Genomic DNA, 22884 nt, shown 5'->3' on the forward strand with positions numbered 1-22884 from the left:
CACTATGAAAATTAACGCGAGAGCTTCACAAAAGATAGCAAAATTTTTGATTTGGACAGCCGCTCTTCTTGTTATTGTAGTTCTTTTTTCCATAATTATTCATATACTAGTCAAGGGCATACCTATGCTCAGATGGCAGTTTTTAACGGATATTCCGCGGGATATGGGGCGTTCTGGGGGTATTGCCTCCTCAATTGTGGGTACTCTATTTGTAACTGCAGTAGCCGTTATTGTGGCAACGCCATTTGGAATTGGAACAGCTATATACCTTACGGAGTACACGCGTGAGGGAAGAGTCACCCGTATTATCCGTTTCAGTGCCGAATCACTGGCAGGGATACCATCCATTGTATATGGACTTTTTGGTTTTATATTCTTTGTCATATACTTAGGAATGGGATGGTCAATCTTGTCCGGCGGATTAACCATGGCGATAATGATTCTGCCTACTATCATACGTACATCAGAAGAGGCGATTCGTACTGTGCCACAGCTATACCGCGAGGTAGGCTTCTCTTTGGGAGCTACTAAGTGGCAGGCAATAATAAGGACGGTGCTCCCATCAGCGATCCCCGGTATAGTTAATGGGGTAATTTTGAGCATAGGCAGGTGTGTGGCTGAGACAGCTGCTGTTATTTTAACAGCCGGCTCAGCATTGCGTATGCCTGCATCACTCCTCTCCCCAACTCGAACGATGGCAGTTCATTTTTATATACTGGCGAGGGAGGGAATATCCATGGATAACGCTTATGGAACAGCAGCGCTCTTGATTATTCTTATTCTTCTGATTAATGTTGGTTTCAATATGCTGGTCAATAGATTCATAGCTAAAGGCCGTTAAGAGGTGAAAAATGATACAGAAATCAAAAATGGAAATAAAAGAATTAAGCTTCTATTATCAACAAAAACAGGTTATTAAAGGACTTAACCTGGAGATACCTGAAAATCGGATTTTGGCTGTTTTTGGTCCAGCCAACAGTGGTATAACGACACTGCTTCGCACATTAAACCGTCTGAGTGACTTGATTGTGGGAGTACGTCAGGAGGGTGAGATACTCTTAGATGGGAAAAACATCTTTGATCCTGACATTAATATGACAGAGCTGCGCCGCAGGGTAGGGATGGTCTTTGATGTACCGACATCTCTGCCTATGTCCATCTTTGACAATGTGGCATTGGGCCCCCGTATGGGCGGAATGAAAGCTAAGAGAGATTTGGCGGAGAAAGTAGAAAAGGCTCTGCGTATGTCCGCCCTCTGGGATGAAGTCAAGGATAGGCTGAATACTCCTGCAGCCAGGTTATCGGGTGGTCAGCAGCAGCGCTTGTGTATTGCCAGGGTTTTGGCTCTTGAGCCGGAGGTTATTTTGCTGGACAGACCCTGTTCGGCTCTTGACCCAATATCAACAGCCAAGATTGAGGAATCCTTAATGCAGCTTAAGGAGCAATACACCATTATCATTGCACCGCATACCGTTCAGCAGGCTGGGCGTATCGCTGACCGTGTTGCATTCATGCTTATGGGAGATTTAATAGAACAGGGTTATACCAAAGAAGTTTTTGCATTCCCGAAAGATAATCGTACTAACGATTACCTTACCGGAAGGTTTGGCTGAAATGTGTATGTTTTATAATTTTTTGCAAAAGGAGATGGGATTTTGGTTAGGGAACATTTTACACAGGAGATATTTGACGTTAAACAAAAGGTATTAAGAATGGGGGCCATGGTTGAGAATATTATTGACATGGCAGTGACTGCTTTAAAGACACAAAATATTGATCTTGCAAGGAAGGTTTATGATAAAGATGACGAAATAGATCAGTTAGAACTTGAAATCGAAAAGGAATGTATAATGCTTCTTGCCCTTCAGCAGCCTCTCGCCAAGGATTTAAGGACAATTGCATCGATTCTGAAAATTATAACGGATCTTGAAAGAATGGGCGACAACGCGGTAAACATTTCAAAGGTGACACTTGAGATAGGCAAGGAAGGCATTATTAATTCCCTTATAGATATTCCAAGGATGGCGGAAATTACTCGGGAAATGTTAAAAATGAGTCTTGATGCCTTTATAAAAGAGGATATTGCCCTTGCAGAAGAGGCGGCTAAGAGGGACGAAGAGGTTGACAGGCTCTATGAAACCGTTATAAATGATATCCTTAACATCATCACAGAAAAAAGGGAACTTACAAAACAAGGGATGAAACTTTTGTTCTTAGGGCGGTATCTTGAGAGAATGGCTGACCATTCTACAAATATATGTGAAAGAACGATATATATGATTACAGGTGAGTTAAAGGAAATAAATTAGAGTCATGACTCTAATTTATTTCCTTTAACTATGCTTTTATTGAGTTTTTACAGATCGAGCTGCTTCAATATATTCTTTAGGGCCTGTCCCGACCTCGCGAGCTGCTCGGACTCATACTCACTTAACGAAATATCCAGTATCCTGTCTATGCCCTTTTTGTTTACAACCGTCGGAACACTCAGGCATATATCTTTTAATCCGTACTGCCCGTCAAGCAGGCTGGATACTGTAAGAATAGAGCTTTCGTCTCTTACAATTGCCTCGACTATTCTCCTTACCGCTAGAGCAACAGCGTAATAGGTTGCTCCCTTTCGCTCTATTATATTATACGCCGCGTTTTTGACATTCTCATATATATCATTCTTTGAAAGGCTGTCGCTGCATATGTTAAAGTCATTGCAGTAATTATCCATGGGTATGCCGGCGATGTTTGTGAGGCTCCAGGCAGGAACCTCGGTATCTCCGTGCTCTCCTATTATATAGCCGTGGACATTTCTTGTATCCAGTGAGATATGCTCACTCAAGAGATACCTGAAACGGGCGGTGTCTAAAACCGTGCCCGACCCAAGCACCCTGTCGGCCGGGAAGCCGGATATTTTATACGTAACATATGTAAGTATGTCCACGGGGTTGGTTACAACAAGAAGAATGCACTCCTTATTGTGCTTTACAACCTCACGGATAATATCCTTAAAGATTGTGGTGTTTTTGTGGACAAGATCCATCCTCGTCTCACCGGGCTTCTGGTTTGCGCCGGCGGTTATAATGACTATATCCGCACCCGCGCACCCGCTGTAATCCCCCGTATATATTTTTACCGGACTTACAAACGGCATACCATGATTCAGATCCATGGCCTCGCCCTCTGCCTTGGCGGTATTTTTGTCAATAAGAACTATCTCTGAAATCAGCCCGCTCAGCATAAGCGTATAAGCTGTTGTAGAGCCTACAAAACCGGCCCCTATAATTGCTATCTTATTTATGGTCTTATCATTCATACAAATTCGCCTCCTATATTATGCAGCGATAAAGATTTTACATCCTCTATGTTTGTAAAATCTTTGCCGCCTCCTATCAATAAAATGCTGTCTGTTATATTATACCTCAAAAGGCAGGGCATATAACATGAATTATTTTGTGCCCCAATATTCGAAGCATTGATTAATAAGCCAATAAGCTGATATAATGTTGTGAAGGAATAAAATGGTGCTGTTATTTTCAGTATTAACTATAGTTTTGGAGGACATGATTATGAACGCAGAGGTTTTGGCAGTGGGGACAGAGCTGCTTATGGGACAAATAGCAAACACAAATGCTCAATATATTTCCAAGAGGCTTCCCGATGTGGGGGTAGGCGTATACTACCATAGTGTTGTGGGGGATAACCCCAAAAGGCTGAAGGAAAGCCTTACCCTGGCATTGAAGCGCTCGGATGCCGTGATAATGACGGGAGGGCTGGGGCCTACGCAGGATGATTTGACAAAGGAGACAGTTTCGGAGCTTTTAGATAAAAGGCTTGTGCTGCATGAGGAAAGCCTTAAAAAAATTGAGAACTTTTTTAAGGGCGTTCACAGGACAATGACGGACAATAACGTAAAGCAGGCATATCTTCCCGAAGGCTGCATTGTCATGAAGAACAATAACGGAACCGCACCCGGCTGTATAATTGAAAAGGACGGAAAGACGGTAATCATGCTTCCCGGACCACCGTCGGAAATGAGGCCCATGTTTGAAGAAAACGTTATTCCGTACTTTGAGGCTAAGTCGAGCTATAAGCTGGTGTCCCGGTTTATAAGAGTTTTTGGAATAGGCGAGTCGGCTATGGAGACTGAGATACTCGATTTGATACAGGGGCAGGCCAATCCAACAATAGCTCCTTACGCAAAGGAAGGAGAGGTAACCTTAAGAGTTACCGCAAAATGTGTAAGGGATGAGGACGCGCAACAGCTTTTGGACCCAGTAATAGAGGAAATTAAAAAAAGACTGGGAAATACCGTGTATTCGACTGAGGATAAAAATATGCATCAGGCGGTGGGCGAGCTTCTGATAAGCAGGGGCATATCCCTTGCGCTCGCGGAGTCATGCACAGGGGGACTTATAGCAAGCAGGCTCACCGAAATACCCGGAATATCGCGGGTTTTCAACAGGGGCATTGTATGCTACAGCAACCAATCTAAGATTGAAAACTTGGGAGTGAATATAAAAACACTTGAGAAGCATGGGGCGGTGAGCAGGGAAACCGCGGTTGAAATGGCTCAGGGAATTCTTAAAACTTCAAAAACCGATCTGGGGCTGTCTGTGACGGGAATAGCCGGGCCGGAGGGTGGCACGGCGGAGAAGCCCGTGGGGCTGGTCTATGTGGCTCTTGCTCACAGCGGCGGAGTGGAGTGTAAGGAATTCAGGCTTTGGGGAAGCAGAGAAAGAATAAGAAACGTAACGGTGCTTAACGCGCTGGATATAATAAGAAGGCATGTGCTGGAGCAAAAATAAAAAATATGGATGTTCTTGTGTGACGGAAGGAATTTTCGGGACGCAGGGCATTAATTTGACTGAAGCAGTCAGGGGGAAGCATTTTGGAGAATGCACAGAGGAAAAAAATTGCCGGGGCAGCGGTTATAGTTATGTCGGCTCTGGTAATAAGCAGAATTACGGGGTTCCTAAGGTCTACACTTGTCCCCAATATGATCGCCGAGGCATGGAAAATGGAGGCGTTCAATCTCTCCTTCAGAATTACTGATTTTATGTTTAATCTTCTTGTGGGAGGAGCTATTGCCGCCGCATTAATTCCCGTACTTTCGGGATATCTTGCAAAGGATGAGGAGGAGGACGGCTGGAAGGCGGTAGGCACCTTTATTAACATTACCTTTATAAGCATGGTTGCGGTAAGCGTGCTTGGAATAATATTCGCACCTCAGATAGTGGGGGCTATGGCTCCGAGGTTTGACGAGCGCACCAGAGCTTTAGCGGTTACGCTTACCAGAATATTATTTCCCTCGGTTGCTTTTCTAATGCTTGCCGGCATGACCAATGGGGTGCTGAACTCTTACCAGAGGTTTGCGGCGGCGGCTTACGGGCCTTCTCTTTACAACATAGGAAGTGCCTTAAGCATTCTGCTTCTTAGCCGCTTCGGCGTTGAGACGGCAGTTTTCGGCATAGCATGCAGCGCTGCAGTGTATTTCTTTTTCCAACTTTCATTTGCACTTAAAAATTTAAAGTATTACAGGTTCAAGATATACTTAGGGCATCAGGGCTTTAAAAGGCTTTTTAAGCTTGCTGTGCCATCGCTTGTTTCATCATCGGTAATGCAGGTGAATGTCCTGATTTCATCATTCTTTACTGTTTTATTCAGCGGCGGTATAAATGCATATACAATGGCAAACGATGTATGGCAGATGCCCTTTGGAATATTTGCGGTGGGAATGGGGGCAGCGATATTGCCCTCTCTGTCCGAAAAGCTCGCTTTAGGCCAGGTGGAGGATTATAAGGAAATACTGCTAAAGGGCATAAAGTCCGTTATATTTTTTACAGTTCCGTCCGCAATAGCATTTGTAGTGCTGGGCAAGCCTATAATAGCCGCTATTTATAAATGGACAGCCAGATTTGACTTAAGTCTTATTGATAACACCGGAAATATACTGATGGTATTTTCAATTGCTGTTATTGCACACTCCATGCTTGCGATAATAAACAGGGCCTTTTATGCAAACAATGATACAAAGACACCTCTCTATGTGGGAATAGGAGCGGTATTGCAGACGGTGGTGTTAAATTATATATTTACAAGGGTCACAAGCCTCGGCCCGGCAGGAATGGCGCTTTCATATTCCATAACGGGCATTGTAAATTTAAGCATACTCACGTATATATTAAACAGAAGGATGAAGGGCATAGGCTTAAAAAGACTTTTAATATTCGTTTCAAAGGTGTTTTTTGCTGCTGCCATAATGGGAATGGTGCTGTACTTTGGGGATATGCTTGTGCCTGTTGACATATATGCTCCCTTCAGCTCATCGTTAAAGATGAGAGAGCTCGCATGGCTGCTCGGAGAGGTGGTTGCAGGTGTAGCGGTATACTTCGGAGTGGTAATGCTTATGGGCCTTGAGGAGGCGCGGTACATGCTGAGGCTGATCCAAGGAAAAGCTGAAAGGGTATTTCCCGCTATAAAAAAATTTTTAAGCAGGTAGGCAGAAATTACAAAAAGCTGTTGACTCTGTCCCAATAATGATATATAATTAACGAGAACAGACGTTCGGGAGGTATTGAGCTTTAGAGTACGTAGACTATAATAATGCCGGGAGGTAGTTTAAATATGATTGAAAAGAAAAAGGCACTTGAGATGGCTTTTGGGCAGATAGAAAAGCAGTTTGGCAAGGGTGCCATTATGAAGCTTGGAGAAAGCACACATATGAATATTGAGACCATTCCCACTGGTGCGCTTGGACTTGATATTGCCTTGGGGGTAGGGGGAGTTCCGAGGGGAAGGATTGTTGAAATATTCGGACCAGAGGCTTCCGGCAAAACAACCGTCGCGCTCCATATTGTTGCCGAGGCCCAGAAGGCGGGGGGCGAAGCGGCATTTATCGACGCCGAGCACGCGCTTGATCCCGTCTATGCAAAAAAATTGGGCGTAGACATAGCCAATCTCATAGTTTCCCAGCCGGATACCGGCGAGCAGGCTCTTGAAATAGCAGAGGCCCTTGTAAGAAGCGGCGCGATAGATGTAATAGTTATAGATTCCGTTGCGGCTCTTGTGCCAAAGGCTGAAATTGACGGAGAAATGGGAGACTCACACGTAGGCTTGCAGGCAAGGCTTATGTCGCAGGCGTTGAGAAAGCTTGCCGGAGTAGTGAACAAATCAAAAACAACTGCAATTTTCATCAACCAGCTAAGGGAAAAGGTGGGGATTATGTTCGGCAATCCTGAGACAACTCCCGGAGGCAGGGCACTCAAATTTTACTCATCTGTCAGGCTGGACGTAAGAAAAATTGAAATCATAAAGCAAAACAATGAAATGGTTGGAAACAGGACAAAGGTCAAGGTTGTTAAAAATAAGGTTGCACCTCCCTTCAAAGAGGCTGAGTTCGATATTATTTACGGGCAGGGGATATCGAGAGAGGGAAATGTGCTTGATGTGGCTGTTAATCTGGACATAGTCAATAAAAGCGGATCGTGGTTTTCCTATAATGGGCAGAGAATAGGCCAGGGAAGGGAAAATGTAAAGCAATTTTTAAGAGAGAACAAGGAAATGACCAATGAGATAGAGGCTAAAATAAGAGAAAACTACAATAAAGCTTTTGTCCAGAGCATAGACGCGCACGTTGACACAGCAGAGGACGAAGAGGAAACATAATAATGCGGCACGGGAAATGCCGGGCAGGCACGGGGGCCTGCCCCTACGAGGGGATGGACGGGAAAGCGAATATATAAAGGGGGTGGGCTTTTTTGCATATTACATCAATCGAAAAGAACAGCAGAAATAAGGACAGGTTGTCTGTATATGTTGACGAAAGCTACCTTTTTTCTATTTCGGAGGAGGACTACATAAGGCTCAACCTTTATGAAAAAAGAGAAATTACTCAAGAAGAGATTGATTATATAAAAACAAACCTCAATTTTAATTCTGCCAAGTCTTCTGCAATAAAGCATCTTGCACTCAGGATAAGGACGGAGTGCGAAGTGCGTAGCAGGCTTGAGTACATGGGATATGACGCTTCGACGGTAGACAGTGCTGTTGATGAGCTTAAGTCCATGGGTTATTTGAATGACGTGCTTTATGTGCAGAAATACCTGTACGACAGGAGTAAATTAAAACCAAAATCAAAAAAAATGCTCAGGGCTGAGCTGCAGAGAAAGGGAATACAGGAAGAACTGATACAGAGTGGGCTGGATGAAATGGAAATAGATGAAGCTGCTATTGCTGTTAGTCTTATAAAAAAGAAATTCGGGAAATACAACCTCAAGGATGAAAAAATAATTAAGAGGGCCTATTCCTTTTTAAGGCATAGAGGCTTTGGATTTGACGTAATAGAATATGCTATAGCAAGTGTTTCCGTGGAAAACAGCTAGCACCTTTGATTTTAAGCTGTCTATGCCGTTTAAGTGCTTTTGGCGCGGCTGTGTTCCATAAGCTGCTTGCCGTATTGGGTTATGTCAAGGCGCAACTCAAAGTGGTGTTTTCCTATGTCCCTGTAGAATCTCATAAGGCAGCCTGCCGTAGTTTTTTGAGCCAGAGGGAGGGTATATCTGGCTATTGAGTAATACCTCTTTTCGTCATCCTTAATTCCCTTCAGCCTTGAATAAATACGCAGCGTATTGTGCGCGTTGCTTCTCACAGCCTCTTCTATACTCTCTACATAATAGCCTCCTCTGTACACGGCAAGCTCAGGACTGCTCATGTATATGCGCTTTATATAATTTTCATATCTCCTGTGACTGTCAAGAAGCCTTATATTCACATGCTGAGGCACCGTCATATCCTGTACGAGGTGCAATGCGGCGCCGAGATAAAAAATTGACATCTCAGGCTGGTTCTGTGTCCAGTGCATAAGTGATTTTGCGTAATACTCGTTAGCAAGTAACAGTGCGTTTTTATTACCATAAAGGCCTTTGTTTTTTATAGGATTATAAAAATGTCCCATGCTTTTAAAGTTCTGGTCGGCCCATGTCACCCCGTCGTTAAGGGCTGCTGTGTAATCGCTGAAAAAGCTGTGGGCATCTAAAAAATTATCGTTTTTTATTATATCCAGCGCCTGAAGGTTTATAAATTTATGAATCTGGCATTCTGTTCGGATTATAACCTTTTTAAACGGGTTTGCCATCGTGACGATATACTTTAAAAACACACCGTAGGTCCTTTCAAATTTCCCTTGCATTATGTCACCTCGTTGATTTTACTGTTAAGCACAAAGTAATATTTATGCTCTTCGCTTGCAGCATCTAATTTTTCCTAAGCTTTTTTGTATTGCCCTCTTTATCACACAGCACAATTGAATCAAGAGTTGCTTTTAGATTACCCTTAAAAGCGGAAATATACTCCTGTCTTAGCTGCTGCTGTTCGTCCCTTTCTTGCGGTGTAAGCGAACCTACTTTTGATTTTCTGGATAATTCGTTAATTCTCTGTATTTTTACAGCATCCATTTTTCTCACATCCCTTCATATTAAGTATTATAAATTATTAATTTACTCAATGGAAGGGTAAAGAAAGGATACATATAATAAAAGTAAAGAAAAAAATCCAGAAAGTAAAATATTAATCCTCTTTATGTAACAGGTGGAATTGTCCTTGAATAAGATAAATATAGGTACATTAAAATATATCTTATGAAAGGGATGTTTTGTATGTCGGATAGATGTGGCGGCTTTGGCGGATTTTTTAAGAATGACGAGCTTCTTTGGTTTATTATCCTCTTCCTTTTACTGTTCTATTGCAATTATGGCTTCGGACCGTTCAGCAATACGGCATGTGGAGCTTGCTAGGAATGCTCTGTGCCTTATAACGGAACTTGTTCTGAATTAGAGCCGTAAAAATTCTTACATTATATTGAAAAAGAGTTGGCGATACCATGCCAACTCTTTTTTGCTATGAGAAACAGGATAATTGTTGACATTATGTTAAGTATATATTAATATTATAAGTGGACATATCAACATGTTAATATATCGAAATGTTAACATGCTAACACGCTTGAGGAATTTATCTGAATGGAGTGATATAAATTTGCTTAATGAAATGGCGCCTAAATACTATATCGTGAAAAAGAAGATACTTGAAATGATTGACAGGGAAGAGGTTGGCCCTGACGGTATGGTTCCCAGCGAACGGGAGCTCATGAGTATGTTTGAGGTGAGCAGGATCACAGCTAAGAAGGCTGTGGACGATTTGGTAAAGGAAGGCTACCTCTATCGCATACAGGGGAAAGGGACGTTTATTAAAAATGACACGCTGAATCAGGATTTAGTGTCAATCACCAGTTGTACCGAGGACATTGCAAAAATGGGAATGACACCGTCGAAGCAGCTTCTGGCGGCTGAGGTAATGGCTGCCGATCAGGCACGCATGAGGAAGCTTCAGCTTTGCAGAGGAGATAAGGTTTTTATGGTAAAGCGTGTATACTCAGCCGATAATCATCCCTTAAACCTGACAACCACTTATTTGCCTTGCAAGCTTTTTCCCGGAATAGAAGGCTATGATTTTGGGGCGGAATCCATTTACCATGTGCTTGAAAGCAAATATAACACACGCATCACCAAAGCTACAAGAACTATTGAAGCTGTACTGGCAGCGGATGAGGTATCTGAAATTCTTAAAATAGATGAGGGAGAGCCAATACTTTTATTTAGGGCTGTCACCCTTGGTATTGTAAATGGGAAGGAGATCCCCATAGAAACATTTAAAAGCTATTACAGAACAGATAAATTAAAATTTTACATCAATCAAGTAAAATAGGCAAATAATAAATCCTAAATAAAATAAAGCAATATCATAGCAAGTATAGCTTATTAGTCAATTCTTATACGGAACGAGCTCTAACCGAAGAATTGATTATTATATTAAATCCTGCAGTTTTAGTGTCGCGACCAAAACTACGGGGGAGCAGCAGCTATTAAAAAATAATTAAGGAGTGGATGACATGAAAAGAAGCGGTTTTGTAAAAATCATTTCTACTGCAGTTGCAGCAATGTTGCTTATGTCTCTTATATTTACCGGTTGTTCAGGCAATTCCGACAGCTTAGGGGTTGCGCTTATTACCTCTGCGGCGGGAGCAAATGATAAGGGCTATAATGAATCGGCTATTAAAGGTCTTGAAAAAGCTAAGGAAGAGATGGGAATAAACTATAAAGTGGTTGAATCCTCAGATGTTCCGGGAAGCCTTACCCAGCTTGCAGAGGCAGGGTATAAAGTGATATTCAGCCTTGAGTACAATTTTGATGCGCTTATCAAGGGTGTCGGCGGAAATAAATCCATTGCCGAGCAATACCCCGATACAACCTTTGTAATTTTTAATGATAATCCCAATGTCAACGAAGATGGTACGGTAATTAACAAAAATGTTATTTCGGTAATTTTTGACGTGCATGAAGCATCATTTCTCGCCGGAGCGCTCAGCACCCTTGTCAATGAAAACGCAAAAACTCTCTTTAGTGACAAGGACTATAATTTCACAGAAGGAGATAAAGGCAGGAAAATAGGATTCCTTGGAGGAACCAAGTCTAATGGTATTACGGTATTCAGCTATGGCTTTGCCGAAGGTATAAACTATATGGCGGAGCAGCTTAATGTCAAATACACCTATCTCAGTGATTACAATGCCGGCTTCAGTGATCCGGCGGCAGGCTCAACCAAGGCTAACACCTACTATCAGGATGGAGCCAATATCGTAAATGCCGTTGCGGGAGCAGTGGGCGATGGTGTGGACTCAAAGGCAAAGGAAGTTAAAAAGCTGTCAATTGAGGTGGACGCAAACAAAGATGAAAACCAGCCAGGTCATATTCTTACAAGTGTTTTAAAGAATACAGAGGTTCCTGTTTTGGAGATTGTCGGGAAGTATAAGGATAATAAGCTCAGTGAAATAAATGGCAAGGCTTTAAGCTATAACCTTGCTTCCGGTGCGACAGGCATTACTGATTTAAGCGTTATGGAGTCCAAGATTGCTCCTGAAGGAAAAGACAAATGGAATGAGATAAAGAGCCAGCTTGATTCCATTTCAAAGAAGATAGCCGACGGTGAAATAAAAGTAACCAATGCACAGGCAGGAGAAGCCTTTGACAAAACAAAGCTCAAAAATCTTTCCATGCCGAATGACTAATAAATAATAAAAAATGAAGGCGGAAATTATGAACGCAATTGTAGCCGTGAATTTAACAAAAAAATATGGAGATTTCGTTGCCAACGACAATATTAATCTTTCTATTAAAAAAGGCGAAATCACTGCTATTGTAGGAGAGAATGGAGCGGGTAAAACTACTCTGATGAACATGTTTTACGGTTTGCAGACTCCCACCTGCGGAGAATTATATGTATCCGATAAAAAAGTGAGCTTCAGATCTCCCCTAGATGCTATAAATTGTGGTCTGGGAATGGTGCATCAGCATTTTAAGCTGGTGCCCAGCCTCACCATTTTTGAAAACATTATGCTTGGGACCGAGATAAATAAAATTACAGGCTCAAGCGGAGGATTTAAAATTAAATGGCCTATTATAGACAGACGGCTTGAAAGAAAAGAAATTGGAGATCTCATTCATAATTATAAGTTTGAGCTTAATCCGGATGAATGTGTTGAGAACATTTCCATAGGCGCGAAGCAGCGTGTGGAAATTCTCAAAATGCTTTACCGCAATGTCGATATCCTTATTTTTGACGAGCCTACCGCTGTGCTGACACCTCAGGAGGTTGATGAGCTGATGGTAAGCTTCAGGGAATTGAAGAAGCAGGGCAAAACCATTATTCTTATAACACATAAGCTTCGCGAGGTTATGGAAGTCAGCGATCAGGTCATAGTTATCAAAAGAGGAAAGGTTGTCGGGAGCAAGCCGACAAATCAGACAAGTCCTGAAGAGATCGCCTCTATGATGGTGGGGCATGAGGTTGTGCTTCACGTCAAAAAGGAAAAACGGTCTGTCCTGAAAAATAAGACGGCATACACAGTAAAGGACTTGTCCACCAAAAACTATTCAGGTAAAAAGGTTTTGGACGGCGTAAGCTTGGAAATAAAGGAAGGCGAAATTTTGGGAGTTGCGGGAGTGGAAGGCAACGGGCAAAGTGAGCTTGTAAAGGTATTGTCAGGGCTGATGGCCTCCACCGAAGGCGAGATCCGGCTCTATGATGATGATATAACCAACATGTGGCCAAACGGGCTTCGCAGGGCAGGGGTTGCAATAATACCCGAGGATCGCTATGCTCAGGGGCTTTGCAAGGAAATGTCTTTAAGTGACAACCTGATTGCCGGCTACCACTCCGATGAAAGGTTTTGCAGATACGGAATTTTGAATAAAAAAAGTGTATATGAAAATAGGGACGCCCTGCTTGAGAAGTACGACATAAGGGTGGGGGACCCGGAAGGCGCGGTGTCGCAGCTTTCTGGAGGAAATGCCCAAAAGGTTATTATAGCAAGGGAGTTTGATTCCAACCCAAGGGTTTTGATTGCAAGCCAGCCTACCAGGGGGGTTGATATAGGCTCCATAGAATTTATTCATAATAAGATACTTGAGCTAAGACGGGAAAATAAGGCCATATTACTGGTTTCAAGTGAGCTTAGCGAGATTATGGGACTAAGTGACAGAATCATTGTCATGTACAAAGGTAAAATTGTAGGAGAGATTGACGGGGATAAGGCAGACAGCTCACAGCTTGGAATGCTGATGGCCGGTATTACCCAATAAGGCTATGATTTGAGGTATATTATGAAAAGTAGAAATGCGGTTTTGTCTAATATATATAGTGTATTGGTGCCTGTAATTATTGCACTTTCTGTGGGAGGAATCGTAATTGCCGCAATTGGGGAAAATCCGTTTTTAACCTATCAGGTAATGATACAGAAATCTCTTTTCAGTACAAGGGGTATTTTAAAAACGCTGCATTTTGCGGCTCCTCTGATTCTTACAGGTCTGGCGATTGCCATTACCTTTAAAGCCAATATTTTCAATATGGGGGTTGAAGGCGCTGCGGTTCTGGGAGCTTTCTTTGCGGGTGTGGCAGGCTTCAGCATAAAGGGAGTGAATCCCGTGCTTCATGTAACTCTCTGCCTCCTCACAGGGATACTTGCGGGAATGATTTTTACGCTTATTCCTGCCATACTGAAGGCTTATTTCAAGGTTAATGAAATGGTTGTTACCTTGATGCTCAACTATGTGGTGGCTGAGATTGTGAAATTTCTTGCCCAGGGTGTATTCAAGGACCCGACTTCCGGGTATGTTGCGACGTATGCCATTGCTGAGAGTGCGATGTTTAAAAAGATTTTGGGCAGTGATTTGACGCTGTTTTTTTTAATAGCGATTTTTGTATTCGGTATTCTATATATAGTTTTTAAAAAATCAAAGCTGGGATTTGAAATCACTGCTATAGGTAAAAATCCTGAGTTCTCTGAAGCCGCCGGAATGAACGTGGCTAAAAAGATTATTTCCATAATGCTTATAAGCGGTGCTGTGAGCGGTCTGGCAGGAGCGGGCTTCCTTATGAGCGAAAAATACAGATTTACCCTTGATTTTTCAGGCAGCCCCGGCCTTGGCTGGGACGGTATGCTGATTGCGCTGCTTGGAGGCAACAGCCCCGTGGGTGTATTGATTGCCGCCATATTATATGCCGCATTAAAAACCGGAAGTGAATATATAGGTCTGTTTACCAATGTACCAAAGGATATTGTGGGTGTTATTCAAGGAATACTCATACTGTGTCTTTCCGTAAGGTTTGTAAACCAGAGGAGTAATGTGGCAGGGAGGCTGGCAGGGCTGATTGGCAAGCTTAAGAAGCAAAAGAGCGGGAGAAATGAGTGCTGATGCAGGATGTAACGGAAGGGGAATCGGTATGAATGTTATTAATAATATATTGTATGATATGCTTTACCACAGCACACCCATCATTTTGGCCGTTGTGGGAGGATTATTCGCACATAAGGCAAATGTTTTAAATATAGGGCTTGAGGGAATGATGCTTATGGGCGCTTTCTCCAGTGCATTAATAGTTATGCTTACAGGAAGCCTGTGGCTGGGAGTTATTATTAGTGTTCTGCTTACGCTTGTTCTTGGCCTTGCATTCTCTTTTTTCAGCGTAACTCTAAAGAGCAATTTTATAATTACAGGCTTTGGAATAAACTTGTTCGTGGCTGCATTAAGCGCGTTTGTACTCAAGTTCATGAAGCTTGCCAATATTAATGTCAGCTCGGTTGTGGATGTGGCGGGACTCAAAATCCATATTCCCTTTATTGCCGACATCCCTGTTCTGGGTGCGATTTTAAGCGGTCATACCGTTATTACCTATGCAGGCTTTGCTCTTATAATAATAGCCTCCGTTTTGCTGTATAATACAAAATTCGGAGTATATGTAAGAGTTGTGGGAGAAAACGAGGAAGCCGCAAAATCCGTAGGTATCAATGCAAATAGAATAAAGTACATTGCTGTGCTTATAGGTGCCGCGCTGTGCGCGCTTGCAGGAGTTGAGCTTGCTGTTGAAAGAATGGCGCTCTTTACTAATAATATGACTGCTGGCAGAGGCTTTATTGCCATAGCCGCCATTTATTGCGGAAGAGGAGAACCTCTGAAATGTTCGCTGTACGCATTGCTTTTCGGGCTTGCCAAATCGCTGGCTATAAATATGGCTTTGTATGCCGGCCCTGTATCAGGGTTGTTTGAGATTGTGCCCTATCTGACCATAGTGGCCGTACTCTTTGCAGTTTCGGTCATACAGAACCGCAGCAATAATATGAGGGGGTTTAAACTTGAGTAAATCAGCTTTAATAATTGTAGATATGCTGAAGGATTTTACAGATCCGCAGGGCTTGGTGTTTTACCCTCAGAACAGGGAGGTGCTTCCCAAAATAAAACGAGTGCTGGAGGAGAGCAGAAAGCACGGGCTTCTGGTTATATTCTTAAAGCACTGCTACCGAAGGGACAAGTTTGACAAAAATCTTCAGAACATGAGGCCAAGCTGCATTGAAGGGACGGACGGGGATGAAATAGATTCCATGCTTCATGTAGATCCCGTTAAGGACTATGTTATAAAAAAGCGCAGGTATAGCGGCTTTGTCGGCACTGATCTGGATATGGTTCTGAGGGAAAACGGAATTGAGAATGTAATAATAGTAGGTACAAAAACCAACTGCTGTATCCGCGCCACCGTTACAGATGCATATAATCTTGACTACATCCCTGTTGTAGTATCGGATTGTGTGGCGACAAACGACGAAATTGTCAACCAGGTACACCTGACAGACATTAAAAAGTATCTCGGCAAGGTGGTAACCTCTGAGGAGCTTTTTGATCTTATGGATAAAGGAGAGATAACCAAATGAAATATGATGTAATAACAAGCGGTTATGTCAGCCTCGACAGGATAATAAAAACAAGTACCCTTGTAAGATATGGCTACACCTCACTTATAGAGAACAGCGGCAATGCTAAAATACATTACGGAGGATGCTCCTCTAATATTTCCTATCTTCTGGCAAGGCTTGGGCTGAATGCTCTTCCTATAATCAGGGTAGGGGCGGAGGACTACACCGAAACGGGGTTTTATGAGTATTTAAAAAACGGCGGAGTTTGCCTGGATGCCGTTGAAAGTGTCCCTGATGAGACGACCTCCAACAGCTACCTGATTGCCGATGCAAATAACAACCATATAACTATTTTTTATCCGGGGGCAATGGACGGTAAATATGCCGGCAGCTTAAAGGATGAGTTTTTTCAGCAGGCGCGGCTTGGAGTTATGACGGTAGGCTCTTATGAGGATAATGAGGAGTTCTACAACAAGTGCATGAAGCATGATGTTCCATTGGTTTTCGGAATGAAATGCGATTTTGACGCTTTCCCTGAGAAGCTTTTTAAAAAAGTGATGTTTTCAAGCAAAATTATTTTTACCAATCAGGGTGAACGCGAGGAAATTGAAAGAATGTTCAAGCTTTCATCTATAACGGAGCTTTTTGAAAAAGGGAGTGCCGACATTATAGTTACGACACTTGGTAAAAACGGAAGCGTGTATTTCCATAAAACAAACCAAGGCATAATTTCAAACAGCATTGAGGCTGCCGAATTTGGAAAGGTCATAGATACCACAGGGTCGGGAGATGCTTACATGGCAGGGTTTCTTTACGGATATCTCAGCGGAAGGCATGTTGAGGAATGCTGCAAGCTTGGAAGCGTTTTATCCTCCTTCATAATTGAAGCTGTGGGATGCACCACAAATGCGCCAACAAGGGAAGAGCTTATGGATCGCTATAATAAATTTATACTTCGGGAAGGAAAATAAAATGGAGACATTATATTTACATGCTGATAAAGACAATATTGCTAAATACGTAATTTTTTCAGGCGATCCCTGGCGTGTTGAGACGTTGTCAAAATTGCTTGATAATGCTAAGCATGTGGCATTTAGCAGGGAATTCAACACTTATACAGGCACATATAAGGGAATGCCCGTAACTGTTTCATCAACGGGGATAGGGGCGCCGTCTGCCGCAATAGCCATGGAGGAAATGTACCAATGCGGCATGGAGATTGCGGTAAGAATGGGAACCACTATGGGGCTTAAGGACGATATGCTTGGGAAGCTGGTAATACCCACGGGAGCAATGCGTGAGGAGTCCACCGGCACGACCTATGTCCCTCTGTCGTACCCGGCTGTTGCCGATATTGGGCTTATAAATTGCATGAATAAAAGTGTTGTCAACAACGGAAGAAGCTATTTAAACGGAATTACCTGCACCATGGACGGCTTCTACAGTCAGATGCGCCAGTCACGGCTGAGTGAAAAAATGCAGGTGGATATTAATGAGACTTTTGACAGGCTTAAAAAGTACAATGTGCTTGCTGCCGATATGGAGTCAAGCTGTATGCTTGTGCTGGCAAATCTTATGGGTATCAAAGCCTGCATTGTCACTATGACAACGGTTCTTGAGAATCTGAAGGATATGTTAAGGGGTGACGACAGAAAGAAATCGGAGGAGGACTTGTGCAAAATCGTCCTTGACGGACTTCGTATATATAATAAGGAGGCTGATTGAAGATGAGTAACTCAGACTTTATTGAAAGAGGCAAGCAATTTGTAATAGGCATGGTGCACTGCCTTCCCCTGCCCGGAACGCCGGGATTCTGCGGGGATATGAAAAAGATTACCGAGCAGGCGGTAAATGACGCCTTAGTGCTCGAAGAATCGGGCATAGATGCCATTATAATTGAGAACATGGGCGACGGCCCCTTCGGAATTGTCATGGATACCGAGCAGTCGTGCGCACTTGCGGCTATCAGTGCAATTGTAGCCCAAAAAGTAAAAATTCCGGTGGGAATAGACGCGGCAATGAATGACTATAAAACCTCACTTTCTATAGCTAAAGCCATTGGAGGAGCTTTTGTAAGGATTCCCGTGTTTGTGGATACTGTTGAGTTTTTTGGAGGGATAATAACTCCCTGCGCGAGGCAGGCCATGATTTTAAGAAAAAACCTTAATGCAGAGAACGTCAAAATTCTCGCCGACATACAGGTAAAGCATACCCATATGCTTCTTCCGCATGTCGCTATTGAGGATTCGGCAAAGGCAGCCGAGTCATGCGGGGCCGATGCTATTATTGTTACCGGCACGCATATCGGTGTTGAAACGCCCATTGAAATTATTCAGAGGGTAAGAAAGGTTACAAAAATTCCTCTCATTGCGGGAAGCGGGGTTAATACAGCCAATATAAGGCAGCAGCTTTCCATAGCCGACGGTGCCATTGTGGGCTCAAGCCTTAAAGAGGCAGGGCGTATTGAAAACCCCGTTTCAACTAAACTGGCAAAGGAATTAATAAACGCGTTAAAAGGATAAGTGATGAATATGATGAGACCTATGAAGCTTGCGGGAACAGAATTAATGTTTGGAAAGGGCTGCCTTGAGCACCTTAAAACGCTAAAAGGAACAAAGGCCCTTATAGTGACGGGCGGCTCCAGTATGAGGAAGAGCGGAATTCTTCAGAGGGTGATAGACCTGCTTTGTGAGGCGGGGATAAAAAGCGAGGTTTTCTCCGGCGTGGAGCCCGATCCGTTTTTCAGTACGGTATACAGCGGAGCTGAAGCGATGAAGGCCTTCGGCCCGGATATAATTGTGGGGCTTGGCGGAGGCTCCGCTATGGATGCCGCTAAGGCCATGTGGGTGTACTATGAGCATCCCGAGCTTACGAGGCTGTCGGACATTGTGCCTCCCAGCCCTATACCTAAGCTCAGAAACAAGGCGATACTGGTGTGCGTGCCTTCAACCAGCGGTACTGCCAGCGAGGTCAGCCGCTCGGTTGTAATCACCGATGATGAGACACATGTGAAATATGGCATAGGAAACATGGAAATGATGCCGGACGTTGCAATTTGTGACCCGGAGGTCACTGTTACAATGCCTCCCTCTATTACGGCGGAGACGGGAATGGACGCTCTCACCCATGCGTTGGAGGCACTTGTATCTAAAAGGGCCAACTATTTAAGCAACATATTGTCAATTGCAGCGGCAAAGGACATCATCCGCTTTTTGCCCAAGGCTTATAACGATGGCTCTAATGTTGAATACAGGGAAATTATGCTCAATGCCTCCATGACGGCGGGGCTTGCGTTTACCAATGTTTCTCTGGGAATAGTCCATTCAATGGCACATACGCTTGGAAGCTTTTTCGGCATCCCTCATGGCTTGGCGGATGCGGTTCTGCTCCCTTATGTCATGGCTTTTAATCAGGCGGAGGAATCTGCCGCGGATATTTATACGGCTTTGGCAAAGGAGCTTGGCTCCGATAACCTTATTTCGGTGGTCAAGGAACTGAATAGCGCTCTGGGAATTGCAGGCTCCTTAAGCGGGCTTATTAAAGACAGTGCCGCATATATGGAAAAGCTTGATGAGATGGCGGAAATGGCTAAAAATGACGGCTGTACAAAGACAAACCCCGTTATTCCCACGGTACAGCAATTGAAAGCATTGTTTGTACAGGCATATTCAGGCAATTGAAATTATTGTAGCTATATAGGATGCAATAAAGATTTTACAAACATAGAGGATATAATTGCTTACATCAAATTATATCCTCCATGTAAAATCTTTATTGCTAAATATATAAATAAATTAAGTGTTTTTATACACAGATATATGACTATAGAAAGGTAAGATTTACAAATGAAATTAATTTGCTATTTATCAAACGGATATCCCACTATGGAGTCTGGTATCCGTATTGCAAAGGAGTATGTAGAAGCCGGCTGCGATATAATTGAGGTGGATTTTCCGTCCTCAGACCCGTTTCTCGAGGGGGAGTATATTGCGGGGAGAATGAAATCGGCGCTTGAAGGGTGCAGCGATTACAGCCGGTATATGGATAGCATTAAAGCTATTAAAAGCGATAATCCCAATACAAAGCTGGTATTGCTTTGCTATGAGGATACCATTTTGAAGATTGGCACACAGCCCTTTATTGAATTTTGTACTCAAAACCAAATTCACGACATGATTTATGTAGGGGGCGACAATGAAGAGGTAAAAAGCAGTATAATTAAAAGCGGCATGAAGATTTCCTGTTATGTGCAGTTTCATATGCCGGAGGAAGAAATAAAAGCGGCACTTGCCTCCAACGGATTTGTTTATATGCAGGCAAAGCCTACGGCCAATAATATAAACCCATTATATCCGACTTTAAAGGATTGCATAGATGAATTGAAAAGAAGGGGCATTACAAGAGAAATCTATGCCGGTGTGGGAATTTACACAACCGAAGATATCCAGATGGCAAAAAATGCGGGGGCGGATGCCGTATTTGTAGGCAGCACCATCTTAAAGCTGCAGACGGATATACCAAAAATGAAAGAAATTATTGCACGTTTTAAAAAAGCCTGCAGTGAATAAAAAAACAGAGCCGGTGGCGGAAACCCCGCTGCCGGCTCTGAATACGTTTATTTTTTCAGTCCGTTTTTTTCAACTATTATCTGTGAAATATCATATTCCTTTCTATACCGTGACAAATCCTGCTCATAATGATTATCTGTGTACCGTTCTCCCGTTTCTATATCAAATGCCCCCGACAGGCCCGACATATAAATGTATTCATCGGTTACTAAAGATCCGTTTCTTAAAAGGGCATATCCTGTTTTGGCATTGAGCAGATCCTTGCCTATGGCATAGGGTGCATCCAGCTCCATAAGGTTGGCGATTGTAGGCAGTATATCAATTTCTCCTCCTGTGGTGACGATTGTTTTGCCCTCCTCTACTCCGGGGCAGCGTATGATTAACGGCACCTTTTGTATCTTCTGCCACTCGAATTCACTATAGGTAAAGCCCAGAAACTCATCCAGATCGGTGGTATCGTGCTTTGGTATGGCATAATGGTCACCGTAAACTACCAGCAGACTGTTGTCATATAAGCCTTGGGACTTAAGATCCCGTATAAATTCTCCAATACATATGTCGGCATAATTTGCACCCATAAAGTATTGCCCCAGCACCGAACCCTTGTATTTACCAGGATTGAGACTGCTTTTGCTGGAATAGTCGAAATTATAGGGGAAATGGCTGGACAGAGTCAACAGCAGACTGTAAAAAGGCTTGCCGGTATCAATCAGAGAGAGAGATTGCTTAAAAAAGGACCAGTCACTTAATCCCCAGCCTACCTTTTCGTTCATTTCAAAGCTTGAATTGGTATGGAACTCCTTAAAGCCGAGAGATTTAAACATTACCGCTCTGTTCCAGAAGCTGGGCCTGTTGGCGTGAAAGGCATAGGTGTTGTAACCCTCCTCATTGAGCATTTTGGGAAGGGAATGATAATTGTTTCCGGGGTACCTGAAGTTTACGCTTCCCTGTCTTATGGGATATAAAGAGGTATTGACCAGAAACTCTGCGTCCGAAGTATTGCCGTCACCTATCTGGTAATAGAAATTACTGAAATAGGTGCCCTCCTTCATTAGCTTGTTGAGATTAGGCGTGATCTCCTGACCGTCTATAGATCTGCCTATTACAAAATCCTGAAGGGCTTCTACTTGAATTATTATAAGGTTCTTGCCCTTTGCGGCTCCTCTGTATTTGGTTCCCGCTGCCTCACGGTTTTGGTAAAAGCTTTGAATTTCCCTCTTTTCAGAAGCAGACAGCGTGCGGTCTTCCAATATCGTTTCATTGATAAAGTTTTTAGTGTCATAGCAGTGATAATAAAGAACGCCCATGTACTGGCTCACATAATTATTATCAATGGAAAAGGAGGGCTTGTAGGCCTTGGAATAGGAGAAATATATTCCCGATATGCCTATAACCACCATAAGCACGGCAGGGATTAGCCTTTTCAATATGTGAAGCCTTCCCGTATTCATTTTTACCGTTGCCACAAAAAGAGCAGCCATAAAGGGGAGATCAAGGAGGAATATAACATCCTTGGGTTTGAAAAGGCTTACAACGCTGCCCCCTATCGAATCCACTACACCAATCTGATACAATGTGGGGACGGAAATGGGGTGGTAATAATAACGGAAATATACTGTGTCGGCAAACAGTATAACTGTCAGCACGATATGTACCACTAAAAGGGCAACGTGCCTCCTTCTGTTAAACACAATAAGCACTGCCGCCGCTATTATAAGAAGGGTGCATATTGAAGACACATACATGTTTCTGTTGAGCCATCCTGTAAAGGGCAGAGCATTAATTTTGGAGGTAAACTGAAAATAAAAGGCCTTTGTAAAAATTGCGGCTAAAAATAAAAGCCAGTATGCTGCTTCGGCGATTATGGGAAGGCTGTCTTTAATGTTTTTCCTTATCGGCGAGTTAGTTTTCTTTAATGAGTTAAATAAATTCAAAGTCGTGAACCCTCCTCTTTCCTCAGTATTGTTGACTCAAAGTCTATAATTATTCTAGTTCAAATGCTTTTTAATTTCAACATAAGTT

The 22884-nt window shown here is 43.0% G+C and carries 23 protein-coding genes; 19 read left to right on the forward strand and 4 right to left on the reverse strand.

Annotated elements, in window-relative coordinates:
• Positions 1–4: 4 nt before the first annotated feature.
• Genes pstA through phoU form a run of 3 tightly spaced genes read left to right on the forward strand, consistent with a single transcriptional unit; the run spans position 5 to position 2309 of the window.
• Positions 5–841 carry a phosphate ABC transporter permease PstA gene (gene pstA / locus DFR58_RS01915; RefSeq protein WP_114296123.1) on the forward strand — a complete coding sequence of 279 codons (837 nt, stop codon included), beginning with the start codon at positions 5–7 and terminating at the stop codon, positions 839–841.
• Between the two features lie 10 nt (positions 842–851).
• Positions 852–1613: a phosphate ABC transporter ATP-binding protein gene (locus tag DFR58_RS01920; RefSeq protein ID WP_114296124.1), complete on the forward strand. Its 762-nt coding sequence runs from the start codon at positions 852–854 to the stop codon at positions 1611–1613.
• Between the two features lie 42 nt (positions 1614–1655).
• Positions 1656–2309 (forward strand): phosphate signaling complex protein PhoU, encoded by a 654-nt coding sequence (phoU, locus tag DFR58_RS01925; protein ID WP_114296125.1) that lies wholly within the window; start codon positions 1656–1658, stop codon positions 2307–2309.
• Positions 2310–2356: 47 nt separating this feature from the next.
• Here phoU and DFR58_RS01930 read toward each other — a convergent pair whose 3' ends face one another.
• On the reverse strand, positions 2357–3307 hold the full coding sequence (locus tag DFR58_RS01930) for an L-lactate dehydrogenase (protein ID WP_114296126.1): 951 nt from the start codon (positions 3305–3307) through the stop codon (positions 2357–2359).
• Positions 3308–3560: 253 nt separating this feature from the next.
• Here DFR58_RS01930 and DFR58_RS01935 point away from each other — a divergent pair, with 253 nt between their 5' ends.
• The 4 genes from DFR58_RS01935 (at position 3561) to DFR58_RS01950 (ending at position 8375) form a co-directional block, all read left to right on the forward strand.
• Complete coding sequence (locus DFR58_RS01935; protein ID WP_114296127.1) at positions 3561–4799, forward strand: competence/damage-inducible protein A; 1239 nt, start codon at positions 3561–3563, stop codon at positions 4797–4799.
• A gap of 83 nt (positions 4800–4882) precedes the next feature.
• The gene (gene murJ, locus DFR58_RS01940) at positions 4883–6493 is read left to right on the forward strand and encodes a murein biosynthesis integral membrane protein MurJ (RefSeq protein ID WP_278278793.1); all 1611 of its coding nucleotides are present in this window, start codon (positions 4883–4885) and stop codon (positions 6491–6493) included.
• A 125-nt stretch (positions 6494–6618) separates the two neighbouring features.
• Positions 6619–7659 (forward strand): recombinase RecA, encoded by a 1041-nt coding sequence (gene recA, locus DFR58_RS01945; protein WP_114296128.1) that lies wholly within the window; start codon positions 6619–6621, stop codon positions 7657–7659.
• 92 nt (positions 7660–7751) lie between these two features.
• Positions 7752–8375 (forward strand): regulatory protein RecX, encoded by a 624-nt coding sequence (locus DFR58_RS01950; RefSeq protein WP_114296129.1) that lies wholly within the window; start codon positions 7752–7754, stop codon positions 8373–8375.
• A gap of 29 nt (positions 8376–8404) precedes the next feature.
• Here DFR58_RS01950 and DFR58_RS01955 read toward each other — a convergent pair whose 3' ends face one another.
• Both DFR58_RS01955 and DFR58_RS01960 read right to left on the reverse strand, forming a co-directional pair.
• Complete coding sequence (locus tag DFR58_RS01955) at positions 8405–9181, reverse strand: zinc dependent phospholipase C family protein (RefSeq protein ID WP_114296130.1); 777 nt, start codon at positions 9179–9181, stop codon at positions 8405–8407.
• A 64-nt stretch (positions 9182–9245) separates the two neighbouring features.
• Entirely contained in the window at positions 9246–9446 is a 201-nt protein-coding gene (locus DFR58_RS01960) for a DUF896 domain-containing protein (RefSeq protein ID WP_114296131.1), read from the reverse strand.
• A gap of 201 nt (positions 9447–9647) precedes the next feature.
• Here DFR58_RS01960 and DFR58_RS21730 point away from each other — a divergent pair, with 201 nt between their 5' ends.
• The 12 genes from DFR58_RS21730 to DFR58_RS02015 all read left to right on the forward strand — a co-directional run bounded on the left by DFR58_RS21730 (position 9648) and on the right by DFR58_RS02015 (position 20862).
• Complete coding sequence (locus DFR58_RS21730; protein ID WP_170137998.1) at positions 9648–9785, forward strand: hypothetical protein; 138 nt, start codon at positions 9648–9650, stop codon at positions 9783–9785.
• 253 nt (positions 9786–10038) lie between these two features.
• The gene (locus DFR58_RS01965) at positions 10039–10755 is read left to right on the forward strand and encodes a GntR family transcriptional regulator (RefSeq protein WP_114296324.1); all 717 of its coding nucleotides are present in this window, start codon (positions 10039–10041) and stop codon (positions 10753–10755) included.
• Between the two features lie 184 nt (positions 10756–10939).
• Positions 10940–12115, forward strand: coding sequence for a BMP family lipoprotein (locus DFR58_RS01970; RefSeq protein WP_114296132.1), 1176 nt, complete (start codon positions 10940–10942; stop codon positions 12113–12115).
• A gap of 28 nt (positions 12116–12143) precedes the next feature.
• Positions 12144–13688 (forward strand): ABC transporter ATP-binding protein, encoded by a 1545-nt coding sequence (locus tag DFR58_RS01975; protein ID WP_114296133.1) that lies wholly within the window; start codon positions 12144–12146, stop codon positions 13686–13688.
• Between the two features lie 21 nt (positions 13689–13709).
• A complete protein-coding gene (locus DFR58_RS01980; RefSeq protein WP_114296134.1) occupies positions 13710–14801 on the forward strand; it encodes an ABC transporter permease in 1092 nt (363 codons plus the stop codon).
• On the forward strand, positions 14758–15747 hold the full coding sequence (locus tag DFR58_RS01985; protein ID WP_479722719.1) for an ABC transporter permease: 990 nt from the start codon (positions 14758–14760) through the stop codon (positions 15745–15747). The genes DFR58_RS01980 and DFR58_RS01985 overlap by 44 nt, the downstream gene beginning before the upstream one ends.
• Complete coding sequence (locus DFR58_RS01990; protein WP_114296135.1) at positions 15740–16312, forward strand: cysteine hydrolase family protein; 573 nt, start codon at positions 15740–15742, stop codon at positions 16310–16312. Before DFR58_RS01985 ends, DFR58_RS01990 begins: the two co-directional genes overlap by 8 nt.
• Positions 16309–17265: a carbohydrate kinase family protein gene (locus tag DFR58_RS01995; RefSeq protein ID WP_114296136.1), complete on the forward strand. Its 957-nt coding sequence runs from the start codon at positions 16309–16311 to the stop codon at positions 17263–17265. The genes DFR58_RS01990 and DFR58_RS01995 overlap by 4 nt, the downstream gene beginning before the upstream one ends.
• 1 nt (position 17266) lies before the next feature.
• Positions 17267–18019 carry a nucleoside phosphorylase gene (locus tag DFR58_RS02000; RefSeq protein WP_114296137.1) on the forward strand — a complete coding sequence of 251 codons (753 nt, stop codon included), beginning with the start codon at positions 17267–17269 and terminating at the stop codon, positions 18017–18019.
• Positions 18020–18021: 2 nt separating this feature from the next.
• On the forward strand, positions 18022–18816 hold the full coding sequence (locus DFR58_RS02005; protein ID WP_114296138.1) for a BtpA/SgcQ family protein: 795 nt from the start codon (positions 18022–18024) through the stop codon (positions 18814–18816).
• A gap of 9 nt (positions 18817–18825) precedes the next feature.
• A complete protein-coding gene (locus DFR58_RS02010) occupies positions 18826–19974 on the forward strand; it encodes an iron-containing alcohol dehydrogenase (protein WP_114296326.1) in 1149 nt (382 codons plus the stop codon).
• A gap of 165 nt (positions 19975–20139) precedes the next feature.
• The gene (locus tag DFR58_RS02015; RefSeq protein WP_114296139.1) at positions 20140–20862 is read left to right on the forward strand and encodes a tryptophan synthase subunit alpha; all 723 of its coding nucleotides are present in this window, start codon (positions 20140–20142) and stop codon (positions 20860–20862) included.
• 47 nt (positions 20863–20909) lie between these two features.
• Here the strand turns inward: DFR58_RS02015 and DFR58_RS02020 are convergent, their stop codons facing one another.
• Positions 20910–22796 carry an LTA synthase family protein gene (locus DFR58_RS02020; protein WP_114296140.1) on the reverse strand — a complete coding sequence of 629 codons (1887 nt, stop codon included), beginning with the start codon at positions 22794–22796 and terminating at the stop codon, positions 20910–20912.
• Between the last annotated feature and the right edge of the window lie 88 nt (positions 22797–22884).

Source organism: Anaerobacterium chartisolvens, assembly GCF_003337415.1.
GTDB classification, from domain to species: domain Bacteria; phylum Bacillota; class Clostridia; order Acetivibrionales; family DSM-27016; genus Anaerobacterium; species Anaerobacterium chartisolvens.

Excerpts from the sequence above, each read along its gene's own strand:
- pstA (WP_114296123.1), top strand. The coding sequence starts at position 5 with ATGAAAATTAACGCGAGAGCTTCACAAAAGATAGCAAAATTTTTGATT.
- DFR58_RS01920 (WP_114296124.1), top strand. The coding sequence starts at position 852 with ATGATACAGAAATCAAAAATGGAAATAAAAGAATTAAGCTTCTATTAT.
- DFR58_RS01930 (WP_114296126.1), bottom strand. The coding sequence starts at position 3,307 with ATGAATGATAAGACCATAAATAAGATAGCAATTATAGGGGCCGGTTTT.
- DFR58_RS01935 (WP_114296127.1), top strand. The coding sequence starts at position 3,561 with ATGAACGCAGAGGTTTTGGCAGTGGGGACAGAGCTGCTTATGGGACAA.
- recA (WP_114296128.1), top strand. The coding sequence starts at position 6,619 with ATGATTGAAAAGAAAAAGGCACTTGAGATGGCTTTTGGGCAGATAGAA.
- DFR58_RS01955 (WP_114296130.1), bottom strand. The coding sequence starts at position 9,181 with ATGCAAGGGAAATTTGAAAGGACCTACGGTGTGTTTTTAAAGTATATC.
- DFR58_RS01960 (WP_114296131.1), bottom strand. The coding sequence starts at position 9,446 with ATGGATGCTGTAAAAATACAGAGAATTAACGAATTATCCAGAAAATCA.
- DFR58_RS21730 (WP_170137998.1), top strand. The coding sequence starts at position 9,648 with ATGTCGGATAGATGTGGCGGCTTTGGCGGATTTTTTAAGAATGACGAG.
- DFR58_RS01965 (WP_114296324.1), top strand. The coding sequence starts at position 10,039 with ATGGCGCCTAAATACTATATCGTGAAAAAGAAGATACTTGAAATGATT.
- DFR58_RS01970 (WP_114296132.1), top strand. The coding sequence starts at position 10,940 with ATGAAAAGAAGCGGTTTTGTAAAAATCATTTCTACTGCAGTTGCAGCA.
- DFR58_RS01975 (WP_114296133.1), top strand. The coding sequence starts at position 12,144 with ATGAACGCAATTGTAGCCGTGAATTTAACAAAAAAATATGGAGATTTC.
- DFR58_RS01980 (WP_114296134.1), top strand. The coding sequence starts at position 13,710 with ATGAAAAGTAGAAATGCGGTTTTGTCTAATATATATAGTGTATTGGTG.
- DFR58_RS01995 (WP_114296136.1), top strand. The coding sequence starts at position 16,309 with ATGAAATATGATGTAATAACAAGCGGTTATGTCAGCCTCGACAGGATA.
- DFR58_RS02000 (WP_114296137.1), top strand. The coding sequence starts at position 17,267 with ATGGAGACATTATATTTACATGCTGATAAAGACAATATTGCTAAATAC.
- DFR58_RS02005 (WP_114296138.1), top strand. The coding sequence starts at position 18,022 with ATGAGTAACTCAGACTTTATTGAAAGAGGCAAGCAATTTGTAATAGGC.
- DFR58_RS02010 (WP_114296326.1), top strand. The coding sequence starts at position 18,826 with ATGATGAGACCTATGAAGCTTGCGGGAACAGAATTAATGTTTGGAAAG.
- DFR58_RS02015 (WP_114296139.1), top strand. The coding sequence starts at position 20,140 with ATGAAATTAATTTGCTATTTATCAAACGGATATCCCACTATGGAGTCT.